This is a genomic window from Marinoscillum sp. (assembly GCF_965229915.1).
GTDB lineage: Bacteria > Bacteroidota > Bacteroidia > Cytophagales > Cyclobacteriaceae > Marinoscillum.
The window spans coordinates 4,064,259-4,078,377 of the sequence record NZ_CBDDJZ010000001.1 but is presented as its reverse complement, the minus strand read 5'-3'; the positions used below and the strand labels follow the sequence as shown (position 1 = coordinate 4,078,377).

Sequence of the window (14,119 nt, the reverse complement as noted above, 5' to 3'; positions counted from 1 at the left end):
GATGGCAAACGAACTGAACAAGTACAGTAAAACAATCACTCAAGACGAAAGTCAGGCCGGATCATTGGCGCAGCTCTATGCACTGGGACTATCAGAGGATGACCTCAAAAAAGCTCAGGTAGGAATTGTTAGCACCGGATTTGAAGGAAACCCGTGCAACATGCACCTGAATATTCTGTCGCACCAGGTAAAGAAAAGCGTAAAGGAAGCCGATCTTGTCGGCTTGATCTATCACACTATTGGAGTAAGTGATGGCATGTCCAATGGCACCACGGGAATGAAGTATTCGCTGATATCCAGAGATATCATTGCCGATTCCATCGAAACGGTAGCGCAAGCTCAGTTTTATGACTCCATCGTGGCGGTAGTAGGTTGTGATAAAAATATGCCCGGCTCCATCATGGGCATGGCACGTCTCAATCGTCCATCTATCATGGTTTATGGAGGAACAGTAAAGCCCGGTAAATGGAAAGGTGAAGACCTCAACATCGTTTCTGCTTTCGAAGCGTACGGAGCCAAGCTTGGTGGCAATATCTCTGACGAAGACTATAAAGGAATCATCAAAAACGCTATCCCAGGTCCTGGAGCTTGTGGAGGCATGTATACCGCCAATACCATGGCCTCTGCCATCGAAGCGATGGGGATGAGCTTGCCGTTTAGTTCGTCCAATCCTGCTGAAGGTGACCCCAAACAAAAAGAAATAGCGAATGTAGGTGCGGCCATCAGAAACCTGATGGAGAAAAATATCCTGCCAAGTGACATCATGACCAAGAAGTCGTTTGAAAATGCGATTTCTACAGTAATGATCCTGGGTGGCTCTACCAATGCCGTATTGCACTTGATTGCCATGGCCAAAGCAGCTGACGTGGATATCACATTAGATGACTTCCAAAGAATCAGTGACAAGACACCATTCCTGGCTGACTTGAAACCTTCAGGCAAGTACCTGATGGAAGATCTGCACAAGATCGGAGGCGTACCCGGAGTCCTGAAACTCATGCTCAACAATGGCTACTTACATGGAGACTGTATGACAGTCACCGGCAAAACCATTGCCGAAAACCTGGAATCAGTTCCAGACCTGACTGATGGTAAAGGAATGATCTATTCCTTCGATACGCCAATCAAAAAGACTGGTCACTTACAAGTGCTCTATGGAAACCTGGCCCCAGAGGGAGCAGTAGCAAAAATTACCGGCAAGGAAGGTGAGGTATTTGAAGGTCCTGCCAGAATTTACGAAGATGAGTTCTCAGCAATAGATGGGATTGGCAAAGAAGTACAAAAAGGCGAAGTGATCGTGATCAGGCAGTCAGGACCAAAAGGTGCTCCAGGTATGCCAGAGATGCTCAAGCCAACCGGTGCGGTAATGGGTGCTGGTCTGGGTAAAGACGTGGCGCTAATCACTGACGGACGCTTTTCAGGAGGATCTCATGGTTTCGTGGTTGGACACATCACTCCTGAGGCGCAAGAAGGTGGACCTCTAGGCCTGATCAAAAACGGTGACATCATTCGCATTGATGCTACCAGCAACAAGCTGGAAGTATTGATCTCTGATGAAGAAATGGAAAAACGTCGCAAAGAGTGGGTTCAACCACCTTACAAAGCGACCAAAGGAATATTGAAAAAGTATATCAATTCAGTAAAATCAGCCTCAGAGGGCTGCGTAACAGATGAATAAGAATATGAACACACCCACGCTAGAGGTAGCAAACAAGCCCAAGAAAGCTTCGATCAAGGTATCGGGAGCGGAGGCTGTCTTACTATGCTTAATCGAGGAAGGTGTAGACGTCATATTCGGGTATCCGGGTGGCGCTATCATGCCGATCTACGATGCACTATATGGCTACACTGACAGATTGGAGCACATCCTCACCAGGCATGAGCAGGGAGCTGCACACGCCGCACAGGGATATGCGCGAGTCACCGGCCGTACAGGTGTCTGCTTTGCTACGTCCGGCCCAGGAGCCACCAACCTCATCACGGGCTTGGCAGATGCTCAGATAGACTCCACTCCGATGGTGGCAGTGACAGGTCAGGTACCCTCTCACCTACTCGGCACAGATGCCTTTCAGGAAACCGATGTAGTCGGCATCTCCATGCCAGTAACCAAGTGGAACTACCAGGTAACCAAAGCGGAAGAAATCCCGGAAGCCATGGCCAGAGCATTCTATATTGCTGGATCAGGCAGGCCAGGTCCAGTATTGATAGACATCACTAAAGATGCACAGTTCCAGGAATTTGAGTTTACCTACGAAAAATGCACGAAGATTCGTAGCTATCATCCATACCCTGAACTGGAAGAAGACAAAGTATCGGAAGCCGCTAAGCTGATCAACGAAGCAAAGAAGCCGTTTCTGCTAGTTGGTCATGGTATCTTGTTGTCTGGCGCACAGCGTGAGTTAATTGCATTCGCAGAAAAAGCGGGCATTCCCATGGCTTCTACTTTAATGGGCCTTTCTGCTGTACCGGTAAGTCACCCGCTTTACGTTGGCTATTTGGGCATGCACGGCAACTACGGACCTAACATCAAAACCAACGAATGCGATGTATTAATCGCCATCGGAATGCGGTTCGATGACCGGGTAACTGGTGACCTGAACCGATATGCCAAACAAGCCAAAGTGATCCACGTAGAGATTGACCCTGCTGAGATTGACAAAAACGTAAAAACCACGGTGGCCATCAATGCAGATGCCAAGCAGGCACTACTTGCACTGATCAAACAGACCGCTGAAAACAGTCACAAGGAGTGGCTGCAGGAATTCCGCGATTGCGATCAGATGGAAGAGGATAAAGTGATTAAAAGCGAGAAGTTCCCAACTTCTGGACAGATCACTATGGCTGAGGTTATCAGAAGAATCTCTGACAAAACAGAAGGCAAAGCGATTCTGGTCACCGACGTAGGTCAGCACCAGATGGTAGCCTCCAGGTATTATGAATTTGAAGATACGGATGCCAACGTCACTTCTGGTGGATTGGGAACCATGGGCTTTGCCCTTCCTGCTGCCATGGGAGCCAAAATGGGAAGGCAAGATAAAACAGTAGTTGCCGTGATCGGTGATGGTGGTTTCCAGATGACCATTCAGGAACTAGGGACCATTTTCCAGAGCAACATTGCCGTGAAGATCCTGGTATTGAACAACAACTTCCTGGGAATGGTACGCCAGTGGCAGCAGCTTTTCCATGAGAAACGCTACAGCTTTACCGAGTTGACCAATCCGAACTTCCAGAAGATCGCTGAAGGCTACGGGATCAAAACGAATAAAATAACTGAGCGACCAGACCTGGACGCTGCAATCGATCAGTGGCTAACCGAGGATGGCCCTTCCCTCCTGGAAGTGATCGTGGAAAAAGAAGAAAATGTATTCCCAATGGTGCCATCAGGTGCATCCGTATCAGATATCCGATTGGAATAACTCTTTTAAAGGAAAAATTATGTCAACTATATATAGCGAAGACCATTCCGATAAGGTAGAAAAAGAGTTCACCCTATCGGTACTTACAGAAGACAAAGCAGGACTGCTGAATCATATCACGATCATCTTCACCAGAAGAAAGATCAACATCACCAGCCTGAACGTATCCACTACGGAGGTGGCTGGTGTTTCTCGGTTCACCATAGTGCTTAACAGTACGCGAGAGCGGATAGAGAAAGTCGTTAAGCAAATCAGAAAGCTGATTGACGTGCTCGGAGCATTTGTTTATGACGAAGACCAGATCTACTACCAGGAAATAGCGCTATACAAAGTGCCTACGAAAGTATTTCTCAATGGCAGTAAGATCGAGGACCTGGTGCGAAACAATGGCGCCAGAATCCTGGTGATTGAAGAAGATCACATCATCATCGAAAAGACTGGCCACAAGAAAGACACGCATGATTTGTACAAAAAACTGGAGCCACATGGCTTGCTGGAGTTTGTACGGTCGGGACGGGTGGCCATCTCGAAATCCAAGCGAAAAACGGAGGCATTTATCAAGCAACTAGAGGATGCAGAATCCAACGTACTAAGCATAAAAGAATTTTAAAATACATTTTTCAAACCAATTAAAACAATGGCAAAAATCAATTTTGGAGGCGTAGAAGAGGAAGTAGTAACAAGAGAAGAATTCCCTTTATCAAAAGCGCAGGAAGTACTGAAGGACGAGACAGTAGCCGTTTTGGGCTACGGAGTACAAGGTCCTGGTCAGGCACTCAACCTGAAAGACAATGGTATCAACGTGATCGTGGGTCAGCGAAAAGATTCCAAGACCTGGGATAAGGCTGTAGCCGACGGATGGGTACCAGGCGAAACACTTTTTGAACTGGAAGAGGCTTGCGAAAGAGGTACTATTCTTCAGTTTCTTCTGTCAGACGCTGGCCAGATTGCCCTTTGGCCAACCGTAAAAAAACACCTAACCGCAGGAAAAGCACTATACTTCTCCCACGGATTTGGGGTGACTTACAAAGAGAAAACAGGTATCGTTCCGCCAGAAGATGTGGATGTAATCCTGGTAGCTCCTAAAGGTTCTGGAACTTCGTTGAGAAGATTATTCGTAGAAGGAAAAGGACTCAACTCTAGCTTTGCTATCCATCAGGATGCCACAGGTAAAGCAAAAGACCGAGTAGTAGCACTAGGTATTGCTGTAGGATCAGGGTACTTGTTCGAAACGGACTTTTACAAAGAAGTTTCGTCTGACCTTACTGGTGAAAGAGGTACTTTGATGGGTGCAATCCAGGGACTATTCAGAGCGCAGTATGAAGTGCTAAGAGCCAATGGACACTCTCCATCTGAAGCATTCAACGAAACGGTAGAAGAAGCAACTCAGTCATTGTATCCTTTGATCGCTGAAAATGGCATGGACTGGATGTATGCCAACTGCTCGACTACCGCACAGCGTGGCGCACTCGACTGGATGGGACCATTCTACGAAGCAACTAAACCAGTTTTCGAGAAGCTCTACAAGTCTGTAATCGATGGAGTGGAAGCTCAGAAGTCGATCGATGCAAACTCTCAGTCTGACTACCGAGTGAAGCTGGAAGCTGAACTTAAGGAGTTGGAAGAGTCGGAAATGTGGCAGGCCGGTAAAGCCGTAAGAAAGCTACGCCCGGAAAACAACTAAATACAAATGAATAATGGAGAATTGACAATGGAGAATTAAGGTCTGTCCATTTTCCATTCTCAATTTTCCATTCTCAATGATTTGATATGACAGTCAAAACCACTTTCCGTCCGGAGATAGAAGATGTCAAGAAAGCTCATAATAACCTGAGCAAGGTCATCTATCAGACACCACTTCAGTACAGTTTCAACTTGAGTGAGCGATATGGCGCGTCCATTCACCTGAAGCGTGAAGACACACAGATCGTGCGCTCTTACAAGATTCGTGGTGCCTACAACAAGATTACCAGTCTTAGCGAGGAAGAGCTATCCAAAGGAGTGGTTTGTGCCAGTGCTGGAAATCACGCACAGGGAGTTGCCTTTTCATGCTTCAAGCTGGGAGTGAAAGGCGTAATCTTCATGCCTGCCCCTACACCCAAGCAAAAAGTGCAGCAGGTAAAAATGTTTGGTAAAGATCAGGTAGAGGTGGTATTGAAAGGTGACACCTTCGATGATGCCTATCAGGCGGCAATGGAGTACCGGGAAGCTAATGACAGCACATTCGTGCATCCTTTTGATGATCCCAAGGTCATAGAAGGACAAGCTACCGTAGGCCTGGAGCTTTTCAGGGATGCCGAATTCACAATCGACTATCTGTTCCTGCCTGTGGGTGGTGGCGGACTTTCTGCTGGCGTGAGCAGTGTGATGAAACTCTTAAGTCCGAAGACCAAAATCATCGGCGTAGAACCAGCAGGCGCTCCAGCCATGTATGAGTCATTCAAGCAAGAAAAAGTCGTCACTTTAGAGAAAATCGACAAGTTTGTTGACGGAGCTGCTGTCAAGAAAGTGGGTGATGTGACCTTTCCCCTGTGTAAAGAAAATCTGGATGAGATCGCTCTGGTGGATGAAGGCAAGCTATGCTCTTCGCTAATCAGCATGTACAATGAAAGTGGTATCGTACTGGAGCCGGCTGGAGCCCTTTCGGTAGCAGTATTGGATCAGTACAAAAACGACCTCAAAGGAAAGAATGTGGTTTGTCTGCTGTCTGGTAGCAACAACGACATCACCCGTACCGAGGAAATCAGGGAACGTTCGCTGCTTCATGAAGAACTCATGCATTACTTCATTATCCGATTTCCGCAGCGAGCTGGAGCCTTAAAAGAATTTGTCGCTGAAGTGCTGGGACCAGATGATGATATTGTTCATTTCGAGTACACCAAGAAAACCTCTCGTGAGCAGGGTCCGGCATTAGTGGGGATTGAGCTGAAAACAAAAGAGGATTTTCAACCTTTGCTCACTCGAATGAAAGAACGAAATTTTTTAGGAGAGTATCTTAATGAGAAACCTGATTTGTTCGGGTACATTATTTAAGCAACCTTTGACCTTTGGCCCTTGAGCCAGCACCCCAAGTAAAATTTAAATCGCAAAAGGCTAATAGCTAAAAGCCAAAAGCAAATATGAAAGTATTAAAATTTGGAGGAACATCTGTAGGCAGTGAAGAAGCCATCAGACAAGTAGCGAAGATTGTTCAATCACAGGTAGACCAGGTTGTGCTGGTAACCTCCGCGGTTGGTGGAGTTACCGACCAGTTGGTGAAAATCGGTGAGGTCGCTGCATCTGGTGATCGGGTGTACATCTCTCACTTCGAAGTGGTGAAAGTGCAACACGAACAGCTTTACTATAACCTGATTGAAAACAAACCGGATGAGAAGTTCTACAAGATCATTGAAGAGTTCGAAGATATCTGTAAAGGGGTGTTTTTGCTGCGTGAGCTGACCACACGTAGTTCTGATTATATTCTGAGCATCGGTGAACGTCTTTCTTCTTTGATTATCTCTGAGTTCTTCCGAAATGAAGGGATAGACATCACGCTATTTGACAGCCGTCAATACATCGTGACAGATGATCATTTTGGGCATGCCAATGTGAATTTTAAAGAAACGACCAAACGCATCCTGGAAGCCAAAGACAGCTTCTCCAAAGTGAGTCTATTCCCTGGATTCATCGCTTCTACGGAGGACAACCAAACCACTACACTTGGTAGAGGTGGGTCAGATTACTCTGCAGCTATCCTGGCAGGCGTGTTAGTAGCAGATCACTTTGAAGTCTGGACGGATGTGGACGGGCTGATGACTGCTGATCCGCGTATGGTGAAGCGTGCCAACTTCATCGAGCACGTATCGTACGAAGAGGCACTTGAACTCTCTCACTTTGGCGCTAAAGTGATCTACCCTCCTAGTATCCAGCCAGCGCTGGAGAAGGGTATTCCAATGACCATTAAAAACACCTTCAAGCCAGACCAAAAAGGAACACTGATCACCAAAGAATGGGACGACAGTAAACAGTTGATCCGGGGGATTTCCAGCATCAAAGATATTGCGTTGGTTACCTTAAGTGGTAGTGGGATGGTAGGTATACCGAAGTTCTCTTATCGATTTTTCCGAGCCCTGTCCAGCGCCCAGGTCAACGTGATCTTGATCACCCAGGCCTCCTCTGAGCACTCGATCACAGTTGGTATCGATGCGAAAGATGACAAACTGGCTTTAAGAGCTCTCAATGAAGAGTTTAAGGAACTTATCTCCAATCACAGCATCGACCCGATACTCGTTGAGAAGAACTTATCCATCATCGCACTGGTGGGCAACAACATGCGTGATCAGGTAGGTGTCAGCGGACAAATGTTCAATGTGTTGGGTAAAAATGGGGTGAGCATCAAGGCCATTTCGCAGGGATCTTCCGAACGAAACATCTCAGCAGTCATCTCGAAGGATGACCTGAGTAAGGCATTGAATGTACTCCATGAAAGCTTCTTCCTCTACTCTACCAAACGCATCAATTTGTTCATCATCGGCACGGGCAATGTGGGTAAGGCTTTCATCAACCAACTGGTGCAGCAGTTTACTTTCTTGAAGAAAAACCACCAGCTCAACATCAAAATCATCGGGCTGGCGAATTCCCGAAAGATGATTTTTGAGAAAGATGGAACACCACTTTCCAAGTGGGAAAGTACGCTATCCAACGGTGCCAAGTTTGATAAAAAAGACTTCATGCGACATATGTACGATATGAACTTGCGCAATAGCATCTTCATCGACATCACCGCATCAGATGAAATAGCCGCTACCTATCCGGAGATCTTGAAAAAGAGCATTTCGGTAGTGACGCCTAACAAGATTGCAGCCACGGGACCTCAGGTGGACTATCACAACCTGAAGTCCATGAGTAAAAAATATGGCAGTCGTTTTCTATTTGAAACGAATGTGTGTGCCGGACTTCCAGTGCTCTCTACACTCAATGACCTGGTGAGAAGCGGAGACCAGATCCACCAGATTGAGGCGGTGTTGTCTGGAACACTGGTATTCTTGTTCAACGAGTACAATGGCCAAACCAAGTTTGTGGACGTGATCAAAAAAGCCAAAGAACTAGGCTATACCGAACCAGACCCACGACTGGACCTATTTGGATCGGATGTGAAACGCAAGATCCTGATACTCATTCGTGAGAGTGGGTACACTTGCGAGTATGATGACATTGAGCTCAACTCGTTCTTACCTGATAGCTGCATGGAAAGCTCCAGTGTGGAGGATTTCTACTCCAAAGTAGAAGCGGAAGAGGCACATTTCAAAAAGCTCTATGAAGATGCCCAGGCTAAAGGAGCAAGATTGAAAGTGGTTGCTAAGTATAAAAATGGACATGGCTCTGTAGGACTTGAGGCAGTAGATGCCGCTCATCCGTTTTACAACCTGGAAGGCAAAGACAACATTGTGCTGTTCTACACCAATCGATACAGCGATCAGCCAATGGTGATCAAAGGAGCGGGTGCGGGAGCAGAAGTGACCGCCTCAGGAATCTTTGCAGATGTGCTCAGACTCTCTCAATCAGACATCTAAACTATGGAGAGCATACAAGTATTTGCACCGGCATCCGTAGCGAATGTTGGGCCGGGATACGACACATTTGGGTTTGCCATTGAGCATCTTGGTGACGTACTCACCTTGACCAAGCGTGAGGACAGCCAACTGAAGATCCTCAAAAGTGACGGTGCGGATCTTCCTACGGATCCCAAAAACAATGTGGCTACAGTAGCCATCCAGGCATTGCTGGATAGTCTGGAGAGTCAGCAGGGATTTGATGTCCATATCAAAAAGCTGTTCAAACCGGGAAGTGGACTGGGCAGCAGTGCTTCCAGTGCGGCTGGCGCAGTATATGCCGCCAACAAACTTCTAGACAGTCCGTACACCGATGAGCAATTGTTGGAATTTGCACTGGAAGGTGAGGCGCTAGCCTCCGGCATGATCCATGCCGACAATGTGGCCCCTTCCCTACTCGGTGGATTTCAGGCCGTACGCAGTTATGAACCGCTGGAGCTCTTTCGAATCCCCACTCCAGAGGAACTGAGAGTACTGATCATCTTTCCTGATGTGGAAGTAAAGACCTCTGAGGCAAAAGGTCTGGTCCCTAAAGAGCTGGCGGTAAAAGAAGCGCGCGAACAATGGGGAAATGTAGGTGCACTCATCCACGCCATGCATACGGCCGACTACAAACTCATGCGGCATGCCATCACGGACCGAATAGCCGAACCCGTGCGAAAGCAACTGATCCCGCACTATGGACAAGTGAAGCAATACGCCCTGGACCATGGCGCTGTGGGATTCAACATCTCTGGGTCTGGCCCAAGTATGTTTGCACTATTCAGAAGTGCCAAAGCGGCTAAAGGCTGCATGATCGAAGTAGAAAAAATTTACCAAAAGGCTGACCTTCCAGTCATGCTCAATTTATCACGAATCAACCCAGTTGGCTGTCAGGTCATTTGATATCATTCACCATGAAATTTTATTCAACAAACGGACAATCGGAAGCGGTCTCATTCAAAGAGGCTGTCATCAAAAGCTTACCTTCGGACCGGGGATTGTACTTTCCTGAGGAGATACCCGAGCTGGACTACTTGTTTCTGGAAACGCTCGACTACTATTCCTTACCGGAAATTGGAATGGAAGTACTGCGCCAGTTTACCAAAGACGACATCCCTGAACAAAAGCTTTCAGAAATCCTGCATGAGGCATTAGACTTTGAAATACCGGTCAAAGAAGTAGAAAAGAACATTCATACCCTGGAGCTTTTTCATGGTCCAACCTATGCCTTCAAAGACGTGGGCGCCCGTTTCCTGGCCAGATGTCTGGGGTATTTCAATGAAACTGAAAGCAAAGAAGTAACGATCCTGGTCGCTACATCTGGGGATACAGGTGGAGCGGTGGCCTCCGGTTTTTACAACGTACCTGGAGTGAATGTGGTGATCCTCTACCCATATGGGAAAGTGAGTGACCTACAGGAAAAACAACTAACCACACTGGGTGGAAACATTAAAGCCCTGGAAGTGGAAGGAGATTTCGATGCCTGCCAGGCCATGGTGAAGAAAGCTTTTTTGGATAGCGACATTAATTCTAAATTGAATCTCAGTTCGGCCAACTCCATCAACATTGCCCGTTGGCTTCCGCAATCCATTTATTTCTTTGAAGCCTACAAACAGCTCAAAGACAAAAAGAAAGTGGTATTCGCCGTTCCGTCCGGTAACTATGGGAACATCACTGCTGGTATGTTGGCCAAGAAAATGGGGCTGGACATCCACCGATTCATAGCAGCCTCCAATGCCAATGATACAGTACCAAGATACTTGAGAGATGGCCAATACGAGGTGCGTCCAACGGTGCAAACACTCTCCAATGCGATGGACGTAAGTGATCCGAGCAACCATCCACGCATGCTGGAACTGCACGAAAAGAACTTCAAAGACATCATCAAGCATACGGAAGGGTTCACACTAACTGACGAACAGACTTTGGACGTGATGAAATCCTGTTACGCCAGCAATCAATACATTCTGGATCCACACGGAGCCATAGGCTATCAATCTTTGAAGGAGCAATTGCAGAAGAAAGAAACAGGGGTTTTCCTGGAAACCGCTCACTACTGCAAGTTTTTGAGCACTGTGGAGCAGGCTCTGGACCAACAGGTCGACTTACCAGATTTTGTAGCTGATCTGATGACCAAAGAAAAAGTGGCCACTCAAATCCCTGGAGATTACGAAGCATTTAAAGAATACCTTCTGAGCTAAGAAGGTATTCCTTTCAGATAAAGCTTCTTTCCTCCTTTTCCTTCCATCGCACCCGTTTCCCACAGATAGCCGGTCTTTGGCAAATCGGACAGGATTAAGTCCATGTCCTTTAGGGTGTACGTGCGTGCATTACTCACTGCTCCATCCCATGCAATCAAAAGCGGAAGGATTGGAATTAAGTAAGTAAAGACGAGCTGCTGCCAGGTCATGGGTCTGACCAAAGGTGTCACCAATAATACTGAGATGATGTTAATTGGAAAGGCAATCCACCAAATGGCTTTAGGAAAGGAGTTGTCACTAATCTCGTACCCCAGAAACGGCTGGTTGGCTTCCTGGGCATTGGCCAGTATGTCCTTGAGCCCTTCAGGCCGCATGTGATGCATACTGCAGATCATCGTGCGAATTCCATCCAGGTTTTCAGACACATTACCGGCATCCACTGATTCTGGCTGGTAAGTCACCGGACCCTCCTGCCCGATTCGTTTAACGGCCGTAGCATTGGGATACAAATCCGTCATGGTGAGCTGTAAATCAGGAAACTCTGCTTTCAACTGATCATAAACCCAGAGCATTGGGCCTCCACCTCCAGAGCATAAATCGACAATTTTCCGGCTGTTTGTTCGACTCAGAAGGTCAGTGAGCAGGATTGTCAGATTAGCAGCCGAGTCCAGCAGTCGGTGAAAAGTGACAATGTAATTGGTCAGGCAGACCCTTAAAAACTTGGGAAACCACTGAAAGTCTTCGAATTCGAATACATGAATGCGTTTCATAGTGCCATGGGTTGAACTCAATGAATATACGCATTTAGTAGGCCTGAATCAATAGGCTACGATTTAGTGGAGGGTATTCCACCAGTTTCCCGTTTTATCTCCAAAGCCATAGATTATGAAATATTTTGCGATTCTAGTGATCACCAGTTTGTTATTTGGGTGTACGGAAATGAATCAGGAAGCTGAGGAATTCACTGCCAATGTCACCATCGATTCGGAAGTGATTACAGCCACTTTTGGAGACCAAATCGATGCAAACAATCTATTTGATTATGAAGGGCAGACCATCCCGAATTATATCAACAAAGACAATACGGCTGGCAATCCCATTACCAATGAGGGAGCCACACTAGGACGCGTACTCTTCTATGATGTCAACCTCTCCATTGACAATTCGGTTGCTTGTGCATCTTGTCACCAACAGGAATTTGCCTTTAGTGACGGTCTACAGGCCTCAGATGGAGTCAATGGTAGTACCGGGAGACATTCCATGCGCCTGATCAACTCTCGTTTCGCTGATGAAGAAAATTTCTTCTGGGACGAAAGGGCCTCTAGCCTGGAAGAGCAAACCACCATGCCGATCCAGGATCATACAGAAATGGGTTTTAGTGGACAAGAAGGCAACCCAGGCTTTGATGGGCTCATCGAGAAATTAGCAGCAATTGACTACTACCAGGAATTGTTCCTGATGGTTTATGGTGATGCTGAAATCACCGAAGAGCGGGTGCAAAACGCGCTAGCTCAGTTCATCCGAAGCATCCAGTCCTTTGATAGCAAATACGATGAAGGACGAGCACAGGTCAACAATGACAACCAACCCTTTCCCAATTTTACGGATCAGGAAAATGCCGGCAAAACGCTTTTTCTGGCAAGATCAGAAGTCACCAATGGTGTGCGCATAGGTGGAGGTGCTGGATGTGGCGGCTGTCATCACGCACCGGAGTTTGACATAGACCCCAACACCGATAACAATGGAGTGACCCACTCCATATCTGGTGACGTGGACACTGATGTGACGAGAGCTCCCTCTCTCAGAGACCTGTTCAATGCTGAGGGCACGCTCAATGGACCAATGATGCACACTGGAGACATGGATCTGTCAGAGGTGATTGCTCACTACAACGAAATAGAAATGAATCGCGAAAATGACAATCTGGACCGTAGGCTACGCAATCAGCAGCTGAACCTGACAGATGATGAAATCGCTTCACTGGAGGCATTCCTCCATACACTCTCGGGTACTGATGTGTACACGGCTACACAATGGTCAGACCCTTTTGAAAATAAATAAGAAAAACGAGTAGGGTTTGTAAAAGACTCTCCGTTTTATGTGAGAAGCGGACATACGATTAGGGCTTGGATGTTCGTTTCTCAAACACACAGCTAGACAATGAAGATAAATGTGTTGCGGTGATTTGGTGTTGTCGGATTTTGGCGGATCCGGCACACCATTTCTTTTCACTGCAAGGGATTCTCCACGAATCCTACGCACGGGTTGAAAAATCTTATGTTGACGGTGTGAGAGGTGCCACGAGAAAGACGTTCTCAAGGCAGCTTTTTTTTTGAGGTTGGTCCACCCCGATAGATCGGCTGCTCCTTTCGTCATTCCACGGTGTAGCACAGCGGAAACCGGGGTGCCCGACTAGGGAAATCTCTAAAGTAAGGAGGTCCATCCAATCTTAACGAAGACTCCCTTAGAATTACAATTCATTCTCTTCATAATAATGGCAACTTTAGAAGTAATTCAGGGAGTGACGTGATATTGTAAAAATGATTTGCTTATTTGATACATTATACGACACATATTTTATGGCTTCAAAAGGAGGTTATATTTACGTTGTTTCGAATAAGTCCAGAACAGTGCTCTACACGGGGATGACCAACAATCTCCACAAGCGAATTTGGGAGCATAGAAATGGGTTTGGTTCGGCATTTACAGTTAGATACAGTTGTCATTTCCTGGTCTATTATGAGTTTTACCCAACAATAGAAGATGCGATCCATCGGGAAAAGAGAATTAAGAAATACACCAGAGCTAAAAAAGATGAAATGATCAAATCATTCAACCCAGATCTTTTGGACCTATTTGAGCAAATTGAAGATATGCAGTAATAGTCTGTCATTAATGACAAACGTCATTCCCCGAATTCCATTTCGAA

At 46.6% G+C, this 14,119-nt stretch carries 11 protein-coding genes; 10 read left to right on the top strand and 1 reads right to left on the bottom strand.

Annotated elements, in window-relative coordinates; all coding sequences use genetic code 11:
- Window position 1 precedes the first annotated feature (1 nt).
- From ilvD to thrC, 8 genes are all read left to right on the top strand, one after another.
- Entirely contained in the window at window positions 2–1,678 is a 1,677-nt protein-coding gene (ilvD, locus tag ACO067_RS17565; protein WP_421876420.1) for a dihydroxy-acid dehydratase, read from the top strand.
- A gap of 4 nt (window positions 1,679–1,682) precedes the next feature.
- A complete protein-coding gene (gene ilvB / locus ACO067_RS17560) occupies window positions 1,683–3,416 on the top strand; it encodes a biosynthetic-type acetolactate synthase large subunit (RefSeq protein WP_421878324.1) in 1,734 nt (577 codons plus the stop codon).
- A gap of 19 nt (window positions 3,417–3,435) precedes the next feature.
- Complete coding sequence (gene ilvN / locus ACO067_RS17555) at window positions 3,436–4,026, top strand: acetolactate synthase small subunit (RefSeq protein WP_421876418.1); 591 nt, start codon at window positions 3,436–3,438, stop codon at window positions 4,024–4,026.
- 27 nt (window positions 4,027–4,053) lie between these two features.
- Window positions 4,054–5,100, top strand: coding sequence for a ketol-acid reductoisomerase (ilvC, locus tag ACO067_RS17550; protein ID WP_421876416.1), 1,047 nt, complete (start codon window positions 4,054–4,056; stop codon window positions 5,098–5,100).
- Window positions 5,101–5,186: 86 nt separating this feature from the next.
- Window positions 5,187–6,449 carry a threonine ammonia-lyase IlvA gene (gene ilvA / locus ACO067_RS17545; protein ID WP_421876414.1) on the top strand — a complete coding sequence of 421 codons (1,263 nt, stop codon included), beginning with the start codon at window positions 5,187–5,189 and terminating at the stop codon, window positions 6,447–6,449.
- A gap of 86 nt (window positions 6,450–6,535) precedes the next feature.
- The gene (gene thrA, locus ACO067_RS17540) at window positions 6,536–8,968 is read left to right on the top strand and encodes a bifunctional aspartate kinase/homoserine dehydrogenase I (protein WP_421876412.1); all 2,433 of its coding nucleotides are present in this window, start codon (window positions 6,536–6,538) and stop codon (window positions 8,966–8,968) included.
- A gap of 3 nt (window positions 8,969–8,971) precedes the next feature.
- The gene (locus ACO067_RS17535) at window positions 8,972–9,892 is read left to right on the top strand and encodes a homoserine kinase (protein WP_421876410.1); all 921 of its coding nucleotides are present in this window, start codon (window positions 8,972–8,974) and stop codon (window positions 9,890–9,892) included.
- 11 nt (window positions 9,893–9,903) lie between these two features.
- Window positions 9,904–11,190 carry a threonine synthase gene (gene thrC / locus ACO067_RS17530; protein ID WP_421876408.1) on the top strand — a complete coding sequence of 429 codons (1,287 nt, stop codon included), beginning with the start codon at window positions 9,904–9,906 and terminating at the stop codon, window positions 11,188–11,190.
- On the opposite strand, the gene ACO067_RS17525 is transcribed toward thrC, so the two are convergent.
- Window positions 11,187–11,960 carry a hypothetical protein gene (locus ACO067_RS17525; protein ID WP_421876406.1) on the bottom strand — a complete coding sequence of 258 codons (774 nt, stop codon included), beginning with the start codon at window positions 11,958–11,960 and terminating at the stop codon, window positions 11,187–11,189. The genes thrC and ACO067_RS17525 overlap by 4 nt on opposite strands.
- Before the next feature lie 115 nt (window positions 11,961–12,075).
- Between ACO067_RS17525 and ACO067_RS17520 the strand changes: the two genes are divergently transcribed.
- Both ACO067_RS17520 and ACO067_RS17515 read left to right on the top strand, forming a co-directional pair.
- Entirely contained in the window at window positions 12,076–13,251 is a 1,176-nt protein-coding gene (locus tag ACO067_RS17520) for a cytochrome-c peroxidase (protein WP_421876404.1), read from the top strand.
- 518 nt (window positions 13,252–13,769) lie between these two features.
- Window positions 13,770–14,072: a GIY-YIG nuclease family protein gene (locus tag ACO067_RS17515; RefSeq protein ID WP_421876402.1), complete on the top strand. Its 303-nt coding sequence runs from the start codon at window positions 13,770–13,772 to the stop codon at window positions 14,070–14,072.
- Window positions 14,073–14,119 lie beyond the last annotated feature (47 nt).

Bases quoted from the DNA above. Each gene is read 5' to 3' on its own strand.
- ACO067_RS17515 (WP_421876402.1), top strand. From the start codon at position 13,770: ATGGCTTCAAAAGGAGGTTATATTTACGTTGTTTCGAATAAGTCCAGA.
- ilvD (WP_421876420.1), top strand. From the start codon at position 2: ATGGCAAACGAACTGAACAAGTACAGTAAAACAATCACTCAAGACGAA.
- ilvN (WP_421876418.1), top strand. From the start codon at position 3,436: ATGTCAACTATATATAGCGAAGACCATTCCGATAAGGTAGAAAAAGAG.
- thrC (WP_421876408.1), top strand. From the start codon at position 9,904: ATGAAATTTTATTCAACAAACGGACAATCGGAAGCGGTCTCATTCAAA.
- ilvA (WP_421876414.1), top strand. From the start codon at position 5,187: ATGACAGTCAAAACCACTTTCCGTCCGGAGATAGAAGATGTCAAGAAA.
- ACO067_RS17525 (WP_421876406.1), bottom strand. From the start codon at position 11,960: ATGAAACGCATTCATGTATTCGAATTCGAAGACTTTCAGTGGTTTCCC.
- ACO067_RS17535 (WP_421876410.1), top strand. From the start codon at position 8,972: ATGGAGAGCATACAAGTATTTGCACCGGCATCCGTAGCGAATGTTGGG.
- ACO067_RS17520 (WP_421876404.1), top strand. From the start codon at position 12,076: ATGAAATATTTTGCGATTCTAGTGATCACCAGTTTGTTATTTGGGTGT.
- ilvB (WP_421878324.1), top strand. From the start codon at position 1,683: ATGAACACACCCACGCTAGAGGTAGCAAACAAGCCCAAGAAAGCTTCG.
- thrA (WP_421876412.1), top strand. From the start codon at position 6,536: ATGAAAGTATTAAAATTTGGAGGAACATCTGTAGGCAGTGAAGAAGCC.
- ilvC (WP_421876416.1), top strand. From the start codon at position 4,054: ATGGCAAAAATCAATTTTGGAGGCGTAGAAGAGGAAGTAGTAACAAGA.